This is a genomic window from Pseudomonas moraviensis subsp. stanleyae (assembly GCF_036283065.1).
Classification (GTDB): domain Bacteria; phylum Pseudomonadota; class Gammaproteobacteria; order Pseudomonadales; family Pseudomonadaceae; genus Aquipseudomonas; species Aquipseudomonas stanleyae.
In genome coordinates, this window is record NZ_JAADJI010000014.1 from 1 (window position 1) to 15,646 (window position 15,646).

The 15,646-nt window shown below is 59.2% G+C and carries 18 protein-coding genes; 3 read left to right on the forward strand and 15 right to left on the reverse strand.

Going from position 1 to position 15,646, the window contains the following annotated elements; translation table 11 throughout:
- Positions 1–106: 106 nt before the first annotated feature.
- Genes GXB78_RS23670 through GXB78_RS23685 form a run of 4 tightly spaced genes read right to left on the reverse strand, consistent with a single transcriptional unit; the run spans position 107 to position 2,708 of the window.
- Positions 107–1,420, reverse strand: coding sequence for a sensor histidine kinase (locus GXB78_RS23670; RefSeq protein WP_329517230.1), 1,314 nt, complete (start codon positions 1,418–1,420; stop codon positions 107–109).
- The gene (locus GXB78_RS23675) at positions 1,417–2,085 is read right to left on the reverse strand and encodes a response regulator transcription factor (protein ID WP_329517231.1); all 669 of its coding nucleotides are present in this window, start codon (positions 2,083–2,085) and stop codon (positions 1,417–1,419) included. Before GXB78_RS23675 ends, GXB78_RS23670 begins: the two co-directional genes overlap by 4 nt.
- 3 nt (positions 2,086–2,088) lie before the next feature.
- The gene (locus tag GXB78_RS23680) at positions 2,089–2,400 is read right to left on the reverse strand and encodes a PepSY domain-containing protein (protein WP_329517232.1); all 312 of its coding nucleotides are present in this window, start codon (positions 2,398–2,400) and stop codon (positions 2,089–2,091) included.
- On the reverse strand, positions 2,400–2,708 hold the full coding sequence (locus tag GXB78_RS23685) for a PepSY domain-containing protein (protein ID WP_329517233.1): 309 nt from the start codon (positions 2,706–2,708) through the stop codon (positions 2,400–2,402). The genes GXB78_RS23680 and GXB78_RS23685 overlap by 1 nt, the downstream gene beginning before the upstream one ends.
- A 292-nt stretch (positions 2,709–3,000) precedes the next feature.
- Here GXB78_RS23685 and GXB78_RS23690 point away from each other — a divergent pair, with 292 nt between their 5' ends.
- The 3 genes from GXB78_RS23690 to GXB78_RS23700 all read left to right on the forward strand — a co-directional run bounded on the left by GXB78_RS23690 (position 3,001) and on the right by GXB78_RS23700 (position 5,943).
- A complete protein-coding gene (locus tag GXB78_RS23690) occupies positions 3,001–4,080 on the forward strand; it encodes a patatin-like phospholipase family protein (RefSeq protein ID WP_329517234.1) in 1,080 nt (359 codons plus the stop codon).
- Positions 4,081–4,348: 268 nt separating this feature from the next.
- On the forward strand, positions 4,349–5,521 hold the full coding sequence (locus GXB78_RS23695) for a tyrosine-type recombinase/integrase (RefSeq protein ID WP_329517235.1): 1,173 nt from the start codon (positions 4,349–4,351) through the stop codon (positions 5,519–5,521).
- Positions 5,522–5,610: 89 nt separating this feature from the next.
- The gene (locus GXB78_RS23700) at positions 5,611–5,943 is read left to right on the forward strand and encodes a hypothetical protein (protein WP_329517236.1); all 333 of its coding nucleotides are present in this window, start codon (positions 5,611–5,613) and stop codon (positions 5,941–5,943) included.
- Between the two features lie 6 nt (positions 5,944–5,949).
- Here GXB78_RS23700 and GXB78_RS23705 read toward each other — a convergent pair whose 3' ends face one another.
- The 11 genes from GXB78_RS23705 to GXB78_RS23755 form a co-directional block, all read right to left on the reverse strand.
- Positions 5,950–6,372 (reverse strand): cell wall hydrolase, encoded by a 423-nt coding sequence (locus GXB78_RS23705; protein ID WP_329517237.1) that lies wholly within the window; start codon positions 6,370–6,372, stop codon positions 5,950–5,952.
- A 58-nt stretch (positions 6,373–6,430) separates the two neighbouring features.
- Positions 6,431–6,844 (reverse strand): hypothetical protein, encoded by a 414-nt coding sequence (locus GXB78_RS23710; protein WP_329517238.1) that lies wholly within the window; start codon positions 6,842–6,844, stop codon positions 6,431–6,433.
- 11 nt (positions 6,845–6,855) lie between these two features.
- Positions 6,856–7,836, reverse strand: coding sequence for a hypothetical protein (locus GXB78_RS23715; protein ID WP_329517239.1), 981 nt, complete (start codon positions 7,834–7,836; stop codon positions 6,856–6,858).
- Positions 7,837–7,860: 24 nt separating this feature from the next.
- Positions 7,861–8,523, reverse strand: a complete 663-nt coding sequence (locus GXB78_RS23720) for a hypothetical protein (RefSeq protein WP_329517240.1) — start codon at positions 8,521–8,523, stop codon at positions 7,861–7,863.
- A complete protein-coding gene (locus tag GXB78_RS23725) occupies positions 8,520–8,876 on the reverse strand; it encodes a hypothetical protein (RefSeq protein WP_329517241.1) in 357 nt (118 codons plus the stop codon). Before GXB78_RS23725 ends, GXB78_RS23720 begins: the two co-directional genes overlap by 4 nt.
- Positions 8,877–8,879: 3 nt before the next feature.
- Positions 8,880–12,446, reverse strand: coding sequence for a phage tail protein (locus GXB78_RS23730; RefSeq protein ID WP_329517242.1), 3,567 nt, complete (start codon positions 12,444–12,446; stop codon positions 8,880–8,882).
- Between the two features lie 59 nt (positions 12,447–12,505).
- A complete protein-coding gene (locus tag GXB78_RS23735) occupies positions 12,506–12,709 on the reverse strand; it encodes a hypothetical protein (RefSeq protein WP_329517243.1) in 204 nt (67 codons plus the stop codon).
- A 52-nt stretch (positions 12,710–12,761) separates the two neighbouring features.
- On the reverse strand, positions 12,762–13,370 hold the full coding sequence (locus tag GXB78_RS23740) for a tail assembly protein (protein ID WP_150729337.1): 609 nt from the start codon (positions 13,368–13,370) through the stop codon (positions 12,762–12,764).
- A 42-nt stretch (positions 13,371–13,412) separates the two neighbouring features.
- On the reverse strand, positions 13,413–13,835 hold the full coding sequence (locus GXB78_RS23745; protein ID WP_329517244.1) for a hypothetical protein: 423 nt from the start codon (positions 13,833–13,835) through the stop codon (positions 13,413–13,415).
- A 104-nt stretch (positions 13,836–13,939) separates the two neighbouring features.
- Positions 13,940–14,371, reverse strand: a complete 432-nt coding sequence (locus GXB78_RS23750; RefSeq protein ID WP_241664207.1) for a helix-turn-helix domain-containing protein — start codon at positions 14,369–14,371, stop codon at positions 13,940–13,942.
- Positions 14,372–14,863: 492 nt separating this feature from the next.
- Positions 14,864–15,646 carry a C40 family peptidase gene (locus tag GXB78_RS23755; RefSeq protein WP_329517245.1) on the reverse strand — a complete coding sequence of 261 codons (783 nt, stop codon included), beginning with the start codon at positions 15,644–15,646 and terminating at the stop codon, positions 14,864–14,866.

Genomic DNA, 15,646 nt, shown 5'->3' on the forward strand with positions numbered 1-15,646 from the left:
ATCCTGAGTTCGGCTCGGTATTTCAGGTCGACGTATCTCGTCCAATCACCACGGTCAGTCCCCTCTCCCTCTGGGAGAGGGTTAGGGTGAGGGGCTTTTCAAGGGCTCACCGCTTAGGCAGTTCAATCACCACTTTCAACCCGCCCGACTCGCTCTCGCCCAGCACCAGCAAGCCGCCCCAGGTATCGACGATATCGCGCACGATGCCAAGGCCCAGCCCATGGCCATGGGTCTGCTCATCCAGCCGCGTACCACGGCTGAACACTTGAGCGCGCTGCTCTTCGGGAATCCCCGGGCCGTCATCTTCCACGCTCAGGGCGAAGCCGTCCGACCGCTCGATCACGCTCAAGCGCACTTCGGCATCGGCCCACTTGCAGGCGTTGTCGAGCAGGTTGCCGAGCAGTTCCAGCAAGTCCTCGCGATCCCACGGCAGTTGCAGCCCGGGCGGTGCGACGTAACTCAAGGCCAGGTGCTCGCCATGAATCATGTTCAGCGTCGCCAGCAACCCCGGCAGCTCGGCATCGCAATCGAACAACGCACCCGGCAGTGCATCACCGGATAACCGCGCGCGGTTGAGCTCGCGATTGAGGCGCTGCTGCACCTGTTCCAGTTGTTCCTTGAGAATCCTGCGCAGCTCGGGATGGTCATCGAGCTTGTCACTGGAGGCCAGGCTGAGCAGCACCGCCAACGGGGTTTTCAGCGCGTGGCCAAGGTTGCCCAAGGCATTGCGCGAGCGCTTGAGGCTGTCTTCGGTGTGGGCGAGCAAGTGGTTGATCTGCGCCACCAGCGGTTCCAGTTCCACCGGCACGTGGTCGTCGAGTTGCGAGCGCTGGCCCTGCTGCAATTGAGCGATCTGCTCGCGCGCGCGTTCCAGCGGTTTCAGCGCGCGGCGCACGGTCAGGCGTTGCAGGAACAGGATCAGCAGCAACGCCGCCAGCCCCAGACCGAGGCCGATCTGGCGCATGCGCTGGAAACTGTCACTGACCGGCGTGTAATCCTGGGCAACGCTGATCGAGATCGACTGACCCAGCCGCCGATAGTCCGAGCGCAGTATCAGCAGGCGTTGCCCGCCCGGGCCCAGTTGCAGGTTGCTGTGCAGCCCCGGATGTTGCAGCAGCGGCAGTTCCTGGTCCCACAGCGAGCGCGACCGCCAATGGCTGTCGGAAAAATCAATGCGAAAGTAGTGCCCGGAAAACGGCCGCTGATAGGCCGGCGACAGATGCCTCTCATCCAGTTGCAGACCTTGCGGGCCGCGCACCAGCGCCACCAGCAGGCTTTCACTGTCGTTGCGCAGGCCGGCTTCGAGATAGCGCTGCAAACCGACTTCGAACAACCACAGGCTGGTTTGCGCCAGGACCAGACCGACGACCACCATCACGCTGATCAAACCCAGGCTCAAACGGCGCTGGATTGATCTCATGAAGCTTGCCCGCCGAACAGGTATCCCTGACCGCGACGGGTTTCGATGACGCTTTTGCCGAGCTTGCGCCGCAGGTGATTGACGTGGACTTCGAGCACGTTGAAGTCACGCTCGGTTTCACCGTCGTAGAGGTGTTCGGCGAGGTGGCTTTTCGAGAGGATCTGTTCGGGGTGCAGCATGAAATAACGCAACAGGCGAAATTCAGCGGCGGTCAACTGGATGTCGGCGCCGTCGCGAACCACGCACTGGCGGCCCTCGTCCAGATGCAGGCCGGCGGCTTGCAGGGTCGGCTGGTTGGACTGGCCCTTGGAGCGGCGCAACAGCGACTGAATGCGCAGATACAGCTCTTCCGGGTGGAACGGTTTGGTCAGGTAATCGTCCGCGCCGGCCTTCAGCCCTTCGATGCGCTCGGCCCAGGAATCACGCGCGGTAAGGATCAGCACCGGAATCGCCAGACCGGCTGCACGCCACTGCGCCAGCACGTCCAGCCCCGGTACGCCGGGCAGGCCAAGATCGAGGATGATCAGGTCATAGGGCTCGCTGCCGCCCTGATACACCGCGTCACGGCCATCGGCCAGCCAATCAACCGCGTAACCTTGGCGTTGCAGGCCGGCGAGCAATTCGTCGGCCAGCGGTACGTGGTCTTCCACCAGAAGCAAACGCATCGATCAATCTTCCTTGTCTTTGACTAACTCGCCGGTATCAGCCTTCAAGTGCAGTTCACGCGCCACGCCTTCGACCGTCAGCAATTCGACTTCGTAAATGTACACGTCGTGTTTTTCTTCCAGCTCGACTTCCAGCAGCTTGGCGCCGGGGTAGCGATCCATGGCCTGCTGCAGCACTTGCTCCAGCGGCAGGATCACGCCCTCGCGACGCAGGGTCAGCGCCTCGTCCTGATCGAGGTCGCGAGCGATGGCACTGCTGCATGACAAAACCAGCGCCAGCGCCGTCAGGCGGGTGGCGCAAATATTCAGCTTCATTACGTATCCTGATGATCCTTGAGAACCTGCCCAGTCACCGCATCCAGTTCCAGATCCCAGTTGAGGCCCTGCGGATCACGCAACTCGATCTGGTAGATGTACTTGCCGTACTCCTCCTCCAGCTCGGTTTCGGTGATTTGCGAACCGGGGTGTTTTTCCAGCGCGTTGGCGTTGAGCTTCTCGAAGGAGACGATAGTACCAGCGTCGCGCAAACGAAGCGCTTCGTCAGGTCCGAGATCGCGCGCCTGCGCGGTGCTGGCAATGAGGCCGATGATCGAGGCAGTGGTCAGGGCAGTCAGGGTTTTCATGGGTGTCTCCGAATTCTTGTATGTTGCTTACGGTGGGCACATTAGCGGGATCAACTTAACTGAAACTGAATGGCCATCATTGTGCTCCATTGCTGGCAAGGTTCCCTGTGGGAGCGAGCCTGCTCGCGAAGGCGGAGTGTCAGCTGCAACGATGTTTCTGACCCGCCGCTTTCGCGAGCAGGCTCGCTCCCACACTGGTTTTGCGTCTGCCCCGGTTGTGGGGCAGGCTCACTCCTACATGGGCCTGCAACATGCGCTTATAATCGCCAGCTTGCTAACGATCGAGACCGGTATGACCGCCATCCACATCAAGTTCCCTGCCCTCACCCTCAAGGCTGGCCCACGGGCCATGGCGCGGATTCGTGCGCAGGGTTTGCATGCCGCTGATGTAAGCACCCTGCCCGGCGCGGCCGGTGGGCCGAAGGCGCTGGGGATTCAGGGGCTCGATCTGGCGTTGTTCGGCGAGTGGCTGCCGAGTGCGCCGCGCGAGCGTTCGCTGATCGGCGCCTCGGTGGGTTCCTGGCGCTTCGCCAGCGCCTGCCTGCCGGACGCCGCCGAGGGCATCCGCCGTCTCGGCCAGCTGTACGCCGAGCAGAATTTCAACAAGGGCGTGACCATGGCCGAGATCAGTCAGAGCTCGCAGCGCATGCTCAATGATCTGCTCGACGGCCGCGACGCGAGCATCCTCGAAAATCCCGATTACCGCCTCAACATCATGGTGGTGAAAAGCCAGGGCCGCCTCGCCGAAGACCACCGCGGGCGCCTCGGTCTGGCACTGGGTTCAGTGATTGCCGACAACCTGCGCGGCCGCGCGCGGCTGTCGCGGCACTTCGAACGGCTGATCATCCACGACCCGCGCCTGGCTCCGCCGCTCGATGCCCTGACCGATTTCCCCTCGCGTTTCGTTGCGCTCAATGCCGGCAATCTGCGTCAGGCCCTGCTCGCTTCCGGATCGATCCCGATGGTCATGGAAGGCGTGCGCGACCTGCCCGGCGCCGGCGCCGGTACGTTCCGCGACGGCGGCCTGCTCGACTATCACCTCGACCTGCCCTACAGCGGCGACGGCATCGTGCTCTACCCCCACTTCACCGACCGGGTGATTCCCGGCTGGTTCGACAAGACCCTGCCGTGGCGCCGCGCCTCGGTGCAGCGTTTGCAGGACGTGGTGCTGATCGCGCCGTCGAAGGAATATCTGGCGCGTCTGCCCTACGGCAAACTGCCCGACCGTAACGACTTCAAACGCTTCATGGGCGACGCGCCGAGCCGGCAGAAATACTGGCACGCGGCGATGGACGAGAGCCGCCGACTGGGCGATGAATTCCTCGAACTGACGGCCAGCGGTCGCCTCGCCGACCGCTTGCTGACCCTTTAGTCAGCACGGCCAAAGACAAGCTGATAAACTCGCCGCCTGCCCGAATCGCTGCGGCGAACGCCATCTGAACAGAGCCGAAAATACCGTGGAAATCTTCAAAGATTCCACGGTAGCCTCCCGCCTAAAACCCCTCCGCTTCACAACCCCCCACGTAACCGCTGATACATAAGCCGATCAAGTACCAAGCTGTACCGTGCGATACCTTCCCAGTGGCAAAGACTTAGTACATCATCCAGTACATTGAGATCAGAAAGCAGAGGATGTACTAGTGGCAATCTCGGACACTGCGGCCAGGCAGGCCAAGCCGAAGGACAAGGCATACACGATCGCCGACTCCCTTGGGCTTTCCCTCTATATAGCCACCAGCGGCATAAAAAGCTGGCACTTTCGATTCACTTGGCTTGGTAAACAGGCGCGGATTTCATTCGGGACTTACCCGGATACGGGCCTAAAGGAAGCGCGCGCGCGTCGAGACGCCGCACGGGAAGACATTGCCAACGGGATTGACCCGCGCAACTCAAGGAGGGAGAAGAAGGCCGAAATGATCGAGGCCGGAGGCCGAACCTTCCGTCGCGTGTACGACGAGTGGCTGGCATTCAGGAAGGGAAGTATTTCGCCTGGCACGTTCCGGATCATCAGCAACTTGATGGAGTTGGATGTTTTGCCAGTTTTTGGCACAAGGCAGATCGATTCTATCAAGCGCGCCGACGTCATCAGTCTGATCCGCAAGATTGAGAAGCGCGGCTCGGTTGCCACTGCAGTGAAAGTTCGGCAGCGCACCGGCCAGGTGTTTAGCTACGCCATCGCCATCGGCCTGATCGAGGTCAATCCTACCGCCGAGATGCATGCCGTCACGGAAAAGATGGGCCAGCACAAGCCGCACCCTTTCCTCCCTTTCAGCGAAATGCCAAAGACCATGGCGGCAATTCAAGCATCATCATCCGGGCACCAGCTTCGCGCAGCGCTCATGCTGATGATCTACACCGCTTCCCGGCCGGGAGAAGTTCGGCGCGCTGAGTGGTCGGAGATCGACCTCGACGCAGCTACCTGGACAACACCGGCCTCAAAAATGAAGATGCGTCGAGATCATTCCGTTCCCCTATCGACTCAGGCAGTCGACGTGCTGAAGAGCATGCTACCCATCACGGGCCATCTGCGGTACGTATTCGTTAACCGAAGCGACTCGACGCTTCCGATCGGAACCAACTACGCCAACAACGTTTTGGACGCCTGCGGCTTGACTGGCAAGCAATCACCTCACGGGTTCCGCCACCTGTTTTCCACTGAGATGAATGGCCGAGGGCATAACCGGGACTGGATCGAACGCCAGCTGGCCCACGCCGACAGCAGCTTCATCCGCGATGTGTACAACCACGCAGCATACTTGGAGCAACGCAGAGCCATGATGCAGGAATGGGCCGATCTAGTTACCCCGAAATGATTGCAGGACTGCATCCCGTCGGCTAAACCTCGCCCCCTGGCAGCGCCTCGATTACTGTATATGCAAACAGTACTCAGCAAGGCATCTCCGTGAACCCCCTCTATATAGAAGACACCGACGATTGGCTCGGCAACCCGACCCCGCTCGAAACCTGCCGGCACCAGCTGCGGATGTACGAGAACGAATTCGAAGCGCTGACCCTCCAGCTGGAGCGGTCACTGGAAAATATTCGGGGTTTGGTCCGAGACAATGACGGACTCACGGAGGATCGAAACTCTCTCAGGGCGAAGCTTCAGCACACCGAAAGCGATTTACTGATCGAAAGGCGCAGATTTGCGACCGTCGAGCACCAGAGAGAACACCTCTTCCAAGAAAATCAGCGCCTGCTCAGGGAGCTCCGCGATCGTGATGAGGAAGAGTGAACCAAGCTACGGCACGTCCTTGAAGAAGACGTGGTGCCCGAGCTTCAGCGTCTGCTTGGCCTTCGCAGTCCAAGCCGGCGCCTTGATGCTGGTGGCGTAATAGTGGGTGGCGCCGCCGGTAGGATCAGGCACCTTGCCATCGATCACCTGGTCAGCAGCGATCCGGCATTGCGCCAGCTCGCGGAACGGGATTTCCTTCACGCCGATCAGGAACTGGTAGTTCGGGTCGGTCTTGTTCCAGCAGCTGAACTGCCATGGCTTTTGGCAGACGCCGGCGTAGCCCTCTCCCCACCACGACTTCTCCTTGCCATCGAACACGCGGTTGCGGATCGTCCAGGCCACGGCAATCTGGCCGGCCGTGCCTTCGCCTCGCGCCTCACCCCAAATCGTGCGGGCGAGGATGTCGCGGTCTTTTTCGGTAACAGGCATCACTTTTCTCCAGGCAAAAAAAATCCCGCTCGATGGCGGGTTGATAGTGTTTAGTTGTTTACGCCGGGCGGGCCGGCCTGGATGACTCTTCAGGAAATCCAGCCGCGCCGCTTTTCCAGCCGCGCACCGCGGTGCGATATTCACGCCACTGTTGCTCAGTACCAGGCAGAGCCAATGGGTCGCCATCTTCCATGGCGATCAGCTGATCAGAGATAAACGCAATCTCTTTGCCGCGCCAAGCCTCTTCAGTTCCGACCTTGATCTGCTGCTCGGCAATCGTCCGCTCTTCATCTGTTTGGTCGGGAATTGGTGGCGGAGCGGGCCTTGTCGAAAAGATCCCTCCTTCTATCGAGACATAAAGGAATTCACCTCGAGCAAGCGAATCAATCACAGATTGATATTGCTCCTCGGTAATCTCGATCCCACCCTCAAGTGGCCCGGTGCTTATGCAGTTCTCGCTTGCGTATGGCATCGTCTTCTCCATCAGAACCATCGACCTATGGCTGTGAACCAGAAAAAATAACTCGCGGCAGCAGCCGTGCCGAGTGCCACGTTTGGGCCTTCAGAGTTGGGCGTGCGGCCCATGTTTATGAATGCACCGGCATAGAGGAAAGCCCCTGCGGGAGTGACCGACTGACGGGATGCGTAGAGCTGATTGCCACCAGTGTTTGCCCCCGTGAAAAACGCCAAGTCAGAAAAGACCGAAACCCCACCGATGAAATCAGCGGACTTGGCGATGGATGGAGCGGCGAAGCCACCCGCAGCAACGGTCTGATTAACTTGCCGTGTGCCGTAAACGATCATTTGCCCATTCGCGTACTTGGTGGTCAAATCACCGCTGGTAGGATCAAGCGACCGGCTCATGATCGCGCCAGTCGGAACGCCAGCGGTCTGGCTCACGGTTCCAAGTAGTACGATGCCAAGGTTGGTCCGCGCTTCGGCAGCGGTTACGCCGCCATGGCCGCCCTGCGAGATAGAAAGTGCTGTTGTCATGGCCGATAACGACGTGATGTCATTGTTCGCGCCAGATTTCGCAGCGCCAAGCGTGGTTCGAGCGGCGGGCGCGTCTCCATCATTCAGCAACCCCTGCATGAAGACAGAGAGGTCAACGATGCCGGTACCGCCCTTGGACGGTGGCAAGACATCGTAGTTGCCAGTTGTGCCGAGCAAAGCCAGCTTTTCGCCGTAGTCGTTGAGGATGGCTTTGACCTGGTCACCTAGATCTTTCTGATAACCCTGCACCGGCATGATCGAGTAGAAGCCGCCACCCGCTGTCGGACCTTCGTAGTTCGGCGAGATCGACAGAGCGGTGTTGCTGGCGATGTTGGTCACCTCGTACCAACGACCGTCCGGCCCGCGAAAACCATCGCCGACCCGGCTGTTGGCAATGAACGCAGTGCCAGCGCCGATCACCGCATTGGAATTTTGGGTAACAGAGACCGTTCCCGTCTTGTACCAGGGCATTGTGTATCTCCAAAAATGAAAGGGTCAGGCCAGCAACTTGGCGCAGAGGAATGGGCGGTGCCCTTGGTCGGTCCAGGCGGTGAATGCGAGGCTGTACATCAAGACGCGGTTATTTGCGTAATCGACGCCGAGTGCGCAATAACCACCAGAGCCTTCGCTGTGACAGCTCATTGTGAAAGGGTTAAGAGAGATATATTCCCCCGGCCCGAGGGCTTTATTAATTCCCCAGTAATAACGCCGCCCCACGCTGAGCTGCTCTGTTCCGAGGTACGTCCAATTACCTGCAGCGAACGTTACAACCACAGCCGGCGCACCGCTGTCATAGACCAAACCACCGTTTTGATCCCAAAGGCGCATACCGTACATAGCTGTTCCCATGGACGCCCAGGCTGCAACGAAATACTGACCGCTCAAGGTTTCGTTAACCTTTGAAGCGTTCATTGCGAAACCGGTCCAGTTACCGGGCCCACCGGTAAACCACACTGAATACGGAACCTGAATAACTCCGGTCTGGTCTGGTCGAATGAAAACAAGTGGCGGATCCTGGCTAGTTACAGCGCGAGTAAACGTGCCGGTTGCGGTAGCGACTCCCGCATACGAACCCTTAGCAAGTAGGCACAGCCGAGGGGCTTCGGAATCGATCTGTACAAACGCGTTATCGTTGATGCTCTGAAATCCGTAGCTCATGCTGCGTACCTGATTGCGTAGCCCTTGGCGACAACTCTTGATCCAATTGTCCCCGCTGAAGCTGAAGGATTTCTGAAACTAACGACAACCTGCCCCACCGCCACCGTCACGTAGGGATAGGACTTGCTGTTAACTGATCCCTCCGCTTCCGACGATTGCACGTCCTGTGCCCTCGTCGGGATGATCATGAACACGCAATTGGCTGGATTGAAGCCAGGGATATTCAGCGTGTAGCTGGGTACGGTTCCACTGAAATCGATCACGCCCTGCCATAACACCTGATAGGTGAAACTGTTGGTGTCCATAGCGAGCTGACCGCTCTCGTTAAAGACACGCAGTCCAAAAAGCGCCATTGATTACCCCAGATAGCCGAGACGAACGCGCAGCACGTTGTTGGCGTCGTAGACCGAAACGTTCAGTGAGTTGATCACCAGACGCCCCTGCCCTGGAACGATGCCGTTTATTTCAAGCGTGCCGTCTTTGTTCAGGATCCAGCCTTGCTGGCCGGCGATGTAGTTGGAAGAGCTGATGTAGTTGCCGATCTTTGCGTTGGTGATCGAGCCGTCCATGATGAACGCGGAGTTCATGAACACCTGCCCGCCCTGCACTGCGAACGGTACCGCGATCGCGCCGCCGGCAATGGTGTTGACGATGGCGAACCGGTCCGCGCTCACCAGGAACTGGCTTTGCAGCCCGGCCGGTCCGTTTTCGATTCCAAGGCCAACACCGGCGGCGATGTACTGCCCTGTCCCAGAGTTGTATTGCATTTTTACGGACCAGCTCGCAGTGACCTTGCCGTTCACGTCATTGATGATCGAAGTGTTTTGCTGAATCGCCGTTTGCTGGCTGCCGACAGTGGTGCTGAGCTGAGTTAGCTGCTGAGCGGTTGCCTGCTGGTTCGTGACCACCACCTCTTCAAGCTCGGTGATGTTTGCGGCGTTCTCTCCGATTTTCGCGTCAAAGGTCGTCACGCGCCTTGCCATTGCCTCGTTTTCGGAGGCGCGAACCTTCGATTCGGAAGCGATCGCCGCGGTGCTGGTGTAGCTCTTGATCGCGTCTGCGAGATCGCCAGCGCCGTCATCGTCTCGGTAGGAGGCGCGAAGGGCTTCGAAGGCTGTGGCTTGCGCAGTAACAACGCCGTCAAGTTCGCTGATCTCGACTGTATGAGTTGCTACTTGTTGAGCGAGGCCGTTCGCCGCTTCGATCGATTGGCCCACATCCTGCCAGTACCCAACATTGGGCGGCGGAGTGTTGATCGGCACCTGCTGGGTCGCTTGGTAAATGCGCCCATCTTCGACCACCATTTGCCCACGCTCATACACCTGATCGGGCTTGTAAGCAGAGAGTCCATCGAGCGCGTCGATTTGGTCCTGTAGCCCCGGAATCAAATTGATCTTGTCGACGATATCCTGGCCAAGCTGTGTCTCACCCACTTGATGGGCGATCAACTCCAAAACAGCAGATGCATCAGAGCTCGACTGCCCCTGTACGCCTAGCCCGATCGGATACCACGGACCGATGTTGCCGATCTTGTCGACGATGCGCCCCCAGAAATAGAAGGTCACACCGCCTCGCAGGCCGAGCATGGAGAAGTCGCTCTGCGGATAGGCCAGGTCTGTCAGCTTGGTCGCGGCCTCAAGATCGGTCGTCGGCCCGTACCAGATCTCGGTGCGCTGGCTGTCCTCGGCGCCAGCAGGGAATCCCCACTTGAGGTAAATGCCGAACAGCAGCGGCGTGGCAGTCAGGAACGCCAGCGCCGGCGGCAATCCCTGCTTCCCGCTGAGGTTGGTCAGAATCGAGTTGCGCCAAGGCGACGTGATGTCGAATGCGCTCACCGCGCGCACCCGCGCCACATAAGCACCGGCGTAGATGCCGACCACGTCCACGTTGGTCATCCCGGTACGCTGCAGCTTGATCCAGTTGCCGCTGTCCTTGCGCCACTCCACGTCGTAGCCGACCGCGCCGTCCACGGATGGCCAGGTGATCGTCATGGTGGCCACGGCCAGCCCCTGCACAACCGATGAGGCCGACGACAGCGTAACGCTCGCCGGCGCCGGAACAACGGTGATCGGAATCACGCTGATTGGGCGCTCTTCCAGGCGTGCACCGGTGTCGATGAATGCGAACTTGCTCGGTTCGAACTGGAGCGCGCTGATTTCGTAATCGCCCTCGGTCGTGCGCTTGGTGCGCAGCACTCGGTATAGCGGAATCGCCAAGTCATCAGCGTCGAGCGCCCACTGCAACTGCGCCACCGGCGGTTCGCTGTAGGCAACCGTGACGGTCACGGCGCGGCCGTTGACGCTCTGCACGGTCCGACCTTCGGCGCGGCCGCCCGGCAGGTTGATGATCAGTCGATCACCGGCCTTGGCCTGGGTATCGCGATCGAGCGTGATGACCCGCCCCGCCACCGCCGAGATCCGGCCGCCCACTTCACGGCCAGCCAGCAGCGAATCCGCCACTGGGATGATGTGCCCGGGCAGCGGGATAACGCCTTCCATACCGGTCTTGAACGAGACGGTGCGGTCTTGGTTGTTGCTGAGGATCGCCCACTTGCCACGGCGCTGGGCCTCGGAAGCACGGGTGCAGCCAATGGCGCTCAGCTCGGTCGGCCGGTCGCCATAGCGGCGTTGCAGATCCAGATCGGCGAACGGGATGACGTCGGTGTCGTAGTTGTTCGCCGGGTTGTCGTAGCTGACCAGCGCCCGGGTGTAACGGGTCTTCGCCGAGGCACTGCCATAGGAGAACTTTCCGTCGATCACGTTCGACCGTGTGAACACATAGTCGAAGTCCTGCGCGCGCGGCATGTCCGCCTGCATCACCAGCTGGCCCTGCGCCCAGTACGTCATGCCCCGGTAAATGGCCGAGATGTCGCGCAGCAGCGACCACGCATCCGCCTTGCCCTGCAAGTTCATGTCGCAGAGGAAGCGCGGCTCCTGCCCGCCCAGCCCATTCGGCACCAACTGATCGCAATACTGAGCGATCCGGTACAGCTCCCACTTGTCGACCATGAACGGCTTGATGCGCTTGCCCAGGCCGAACCGGTCTTCGGTGCAGATCCCGTAGGTGATCCACGCCGGGTTATTGGTCCAGGCCGATTTCATCGAACCATCCCACGTCCCGGTGTAGGTGCGCAGGATTGGGTCGTAGTTGCTCGGCACCATCCAGCGGCGCGCCTTGCACTTCACGGTGACGGCCGGGATGTTGGTGAACTGTTCAGCGTCGAATTCGATGTAGAGCAGCGCGGTGTTCGGGTATCGCAGCTTGGCGTCGATAACTTCGGTGTAACCGGCGACCAGCATGGTGTCGGCGATCTTGTTGGTGTTCTGATTAGGCGTCAAGCGGCGCACGCGGATCTGCCAGCCTGTGGTGGCGTCTGGCAAATCGATGCGGCGCGAGCGCTCGTAGCGCGTGGTGGTCTTGCCGTCGACCGCGTCCACCAGCACCTGCTGATAGGCGCCGCCGTCGGTGGCCACGTCGATTGCGTATTCAATGCGGTAGCCGCCAACGTTACCCTGATCATCAGATCGTTGCAGCGCCGGCCAGGCCAAACGCATGCGCACGGCGGAAAGCTGGGTATTGGTGATCGAGCGCACCCAAGGCGAATCGCTGCGCAGCTCAATGTTCAGCGAGGTCTCGTTCTCAACGGACGGAATGCCGGGGATGTACGTCTGATCTACCGAGCCAGGGCGCCAATCCCACTTCACGTTCGGGAAGTTGTAGTTGCCGCTGGCATCGCGGATCGGCGTGTTGTCCAAGTAGATGTCGTAATCGGTAGGGACGCTGTCGAACTCACCCTCGCCCACGGCGATCAGCAGCTTGGCCAGGTTGGTCGAGCGCAGGCTGTCGCTGGCTTCGGTCGGCGACTTCGGCTTACTGCTGCCGCCCTTCTCGCCGTGGATATCGATCTGTGCTGCTGCGCCCATGCTTTCCTCCAGGCATAAAAAAACCCGCTCAATGGCGGGTTTTCGTGTATCCGATAAATTTATGGTGATTCGGCAAGCTCAAATTGCCTGCGGATCTCAGCAAGCTCCTCGTTGGTGATCTTTACTTCAAGGCCCTTCCACGGCAGATCTATTTTGCGACTGCCCTTAAACACGCATGGAGGATTAGTTTCCAGGTTCAACGACCAGCCTGGCATCTTCAATTCTTCGCCATCTGCAGTAACAAGCCGCACGCCATAAGCCATGTGATCACCTCCCAATTTTCCTGAGCATATCCTAATGCATAGGCCCTGAAGGTTACGCTTTGTCTTCAGCCAGAATCGAGGCTGAGATGATCATCCCGCCCCACCGGCGTTCACCGATGCAGATCGGTACCGGGTTGCCGCTGGCAGTGGTGTTCTTGGCGCTGCCGAAGGCGTAGGACGGAGAGTTCTCGGGGGATGCGCTTTGCTTCAAGCCAGAAGCTTGCGGGCTGAGCATTTGGATCACACCGCCGATCGCCATCGACGCGCCGGCCGCATATAAAAACGGCGATGCGGCTGCAAACGGAGTGAATGACAGCACATAGGCTGCGGCGATCATCACTGTGCCGATAATGGTCTGTAACCCGCCAGCGCGCTTGCTGCCACCAATCACTGGAACAATGCGGATTTCCCGTGTACCGCCGAGATCGAATCCGTCCATTCCGATGTTTGCGCGATTGCGGAAGATCGCAAACTTCAGTCCAAGGCGCTCCAGTCGTTTAATTTCCTCGGCGAACCCATCAATGGTCGCATTGAGCGCACGGAACACCTCCACGGCCGATCCGCCGTCGAGAAGGAATGGCTTGCTTCGAAAAAACTTCTTCGCAAGCGAGCCGGACAACATGACTTTCGTCATTGGCGTGTAGGTGATTGCTGAGCACATGCCATTCTCCAGGCAATAAAAAACCGCCCGGAGGCGGTCTGTTCAGAGAGTCGTGGGCAGTATGTCGATCTGCCCATCGCCCCCGGTAAAAACTCGGTATTTCTTGATCGCGCCGTCTTTCACGATCGCTTCCCGCTCCACTCGGGCTGCACCCATGGAGCAGATGCCAGAGCCGGTGTACGCGGCGCCAACTGAAACCGAATCAGGCGGCAGATAGAAAGATGCCTTCTGACCCGGGTCGAGCTTGGCGGCTTGCTTGCCATCGATAAAAACGGCCATTGAACAAAGGCTTCCGGTCTGTCCAGAGTCGCGGATCACTTGCAGTGTCCCGTATGCCCCTGAAGGCTTCGACTGGTAGGCCGACAACTGACTGGCCGGCGCCTGCTTAGCTTCACTGGAAGGCGTTGGCGAAGTCGCACACCCCGCCAACAGCGCTACCGCCAGCGCTCCTACGATCAATTTCATGCAGGTCACTCCTGTGGGAAAGGGTGAACGATATCACTGGCGCAAGCGGAAAAGAAAAAGCCCGGCGCTGGGCCGGGCTTCAGAAATTTTGTTCACTGACTTAATCAAGCGGCGTGAGCCTCGATCCATTGGTCTTTGCAGTGCTGAAATGTGCCGCCCTCATCAGGCGCCGCACCGGCTTCCACTTTGACCGGACCGTAATTGGCATGAATATATGCCGAGTACCACGCGCGCATCGCGATATCCGATGCACCAGGCACCGGCTCGCTGCCCTTCTTTTCCCAGTTCGCGATCGTTTGCACGTCAACACGAAAAAGCGCTGCCGCTTCTTCCTGCACCAAATCCTGTTCTTTCCGTAGAAACCGGAACTGGTGCCCCGTCATGGGTTTTTTTTGCTTAACAATGTCGACTGCAATCGCGCGATGCAGACCTTCCACGTCCTGGATTTTCACACCCTTGCCATACGATGATTCAACGATCGTATAGCCGTTTTTCAGGTAGATGCCCTCCAGGCCGCTCCCTGTATATTCGTACATTAGTTCACCTCCCATACGGTGACGGCGAACACCTCGCCAGGATCAAGAACAGGCTTGACCGCCGCAACCACGCAGACGATATCCCTCGGCGGAGGCTCGCACATTCTGAACTCAAAGCTTTTATGTTCTGCGCTATACGTTGGACCTTTGATTATGGCCCCGCGTTGCAAGCACCTCAGCGCCTCACCGACTGTCACCCCTCGTTGAGCCAACCTCAGGAGAAAATGATCAGTAAAAACCACTTTTGAAGAGTCTCGTGCAAGCACATGCACAAGATCCTCAAGCTGCCGCGGCGTCCACAACGGTGAATTAGTGCTCATATGAACCTATAATATTTATAGGTTGCGCAATACTAGTGCGCAACAAAACATTGTCAATATTTGTGTGAGGAGCCCCGCGCTGCTCAGTTCTCAAGTGCCCGTCTCACGCGGCGTTCGCCGATCCATAAGCGATCACGACGCGACAGGCGGTAAACTACTTTGCTGAGAATAGTCAATTTTCAAGCGCTGTCGCGCTCGTCAGAGACGAATTTTTATGACGCAGCACCAGTCGAGTGCGATCGAGCCATGGTCCTCCGAAGACAATGACCTCTGATGGCCTGCCGTACAGATGGTGCAGCAGGAACGGCCCGGGGCCAAACGTAGCGGCATCTTCACCTGGCAGCCCAGGATCAGCGCCGAGAAAGATCCCGGCGTGGTTTGGGTAAACCGTGCGCCCTACTTCCATCACGATCATGTCACCGCGCTGCGGCTGGTCGACTCGGTAGAAGCCGGCGGCCTCGTAGTTCGCCTCGTACAGGCTGGTGTTTTCCTTGCTCTCCCACCAGCCATCGGCACGCTTGAATGTTTCGAACTCCAGCCCCCACTCACGCTTGTACCAATCTGCGCAGACCTGCCAGCAGTCCCAGGCCCCGTGCACGAACGGTCGTTTCAGTAGCGGAACTTCGCCGGTCGGAACGATGGTCCGCAGATCCCCCTCTGGCCAGCTCAGGATGTGCCAGGGCATAGCCGTCGCTTCGCACATGGCGAGGTCACGCGGTGACGGCCTGCTGGTGGCGTCCGGATGTGAATGAATTACGCCGATTACTTCGCCTTCGTCTTCGGCCGCTGCGTACTGTTCGGGATCGATCCGGAACTCTTCGTTCGGCTCGGTCGAGACATTGATGCAGGGAAAGTATTGTTGCTTGCGGCCGATCGCCAGCAGCAGCCCACAGCACTCTTTCGGGTACTCGGCCGCCGCGTGAGCCTGGATCGCATTCAAGATGTGCTTTCGCAT

What these genes read in the sequence shown, in the direction of transcription:
- GXB78_RS23705 (WP_329517237.1), bottom strand. Translation starts at nt 6,372, where the DNA reads ATGCCTGTTACCGAAAAAGACCGCGACATCCTCGCCCGCACGATTTGG.
- GXB78_RS23735 (WP_329517243.1), bottom strand. Translation starts at nt 12,709, where the DNA reads ATGGCTTATGGCGTGCGGCTTGTTACTGCAGATGGCGAAGAATTGAAG.
- GXB78_RS23675 (WP_329517231.1), bottom strand. Translation starts at nt 2,085, where the DNA reads ATGCGTTTGCTTCTGGTGGAAGACCACGTACCGCTGGCCGACGAATTG.
- GXB78_RS23725 (WP_329517241.1), bottom strand. Translation starts at nt 8,876, where the DNA reads ATGGCGCTTTTTGGACTGCGTGTCTTTAACGAGAGCGGTCAGCTCGCT.
- GXB78_RS23745 (WP_329517244.1), bottom strand. Translation starts at nt 13,835, where the DNA reads ATGAAATTGATCGTAGGAGCGCTGGCGGTAGCGCTGTTGGCGGGGTGT.
- GXB78_RS23750 (WP_241664207.1), bottom strand. Translation starts at nt 14,371, where the DNA reads ATGTACGAATATACAGGGAGCGGCCTGGAGGGCATCTACCTGAAAAAC.
- GXB78_RS23755 (WP_329517245.1), bottom strand. Translation starts at nt 15,646, where the DNA reads ATGCGAAAGCACATCTTGAATGCGATCCAGGCTCACGCGGCGGCCGAG.
- GXB78_RS23740 (WP_150729337.1), bottom strand. Translation starts at nt 13,370, where the DNA reads ATGTGCTCAGCAATCACCTACACGCCAATGACGAAAGTCATGTTGTCC.
- GXB78_RS23710 (WP_329517238.1), bottom strand. Translation starts at nt 6,844, where the DNA reads ATGCCATACGCAAGCGAGAACTGCATAAGCACCGGGCCACTTGAGGGT.
- GXB78_RS23690 (WP_329517234.1), top strand. Translation starts at nt 3,001, where the DNA reads ATGACCGCCATCCACATCAAGTTCCCTGCCCTCACCCTCAAGGCTGGC.
- GXB78_RS23715 (WP_329517239.1), bottom strand. Translation starts at nt 7,836, where the DNA reads ATGCCCTGGTACAAGACGGGAACGGTCTCTGTTACCCAAAATTCCAAT.
- GXB78_RS23730 (WP_329517242.1), bottom strand. Translation starts at nt 12,446, where the DNA reads ATGGGCGCAGCAGCACAGATCGATATCCACGGCGAGAAGGGCGGCAGC.
- GXB78_RS23680 (WP_329517232.1), bottom strand. Translation starts at nt 2,400, where the DNA reads ATGAAGCTGAATATTTGCGCCACCCGCCTGACGGCGCTGGCGCTGGTT.
- GXB78_RS23670 (WP_329517230.1), bottom strand. Translation starts at nt 1,420, where the DNA reads ATGAGATCAATCCAGCGCCGTTTGAGCCTGGGTTTGATCAGCGTGATG.
- GXB78_RS23720 (WP_329517240.1), bottom strand. Translation starts at nt 8,523, where the DNA reads ATGAGCTACGGATTTCAGAGCATCAACGATAACGCGTTTGTACAGATC.
- GXB78_RS23685 (WP_329517233.1), bottom strand. Translation starts at nt 2,708, where the DNA reads ATGAAAACCCTGACTGCCCTGACCACTGCCTCGATCATCGGCCTCATT.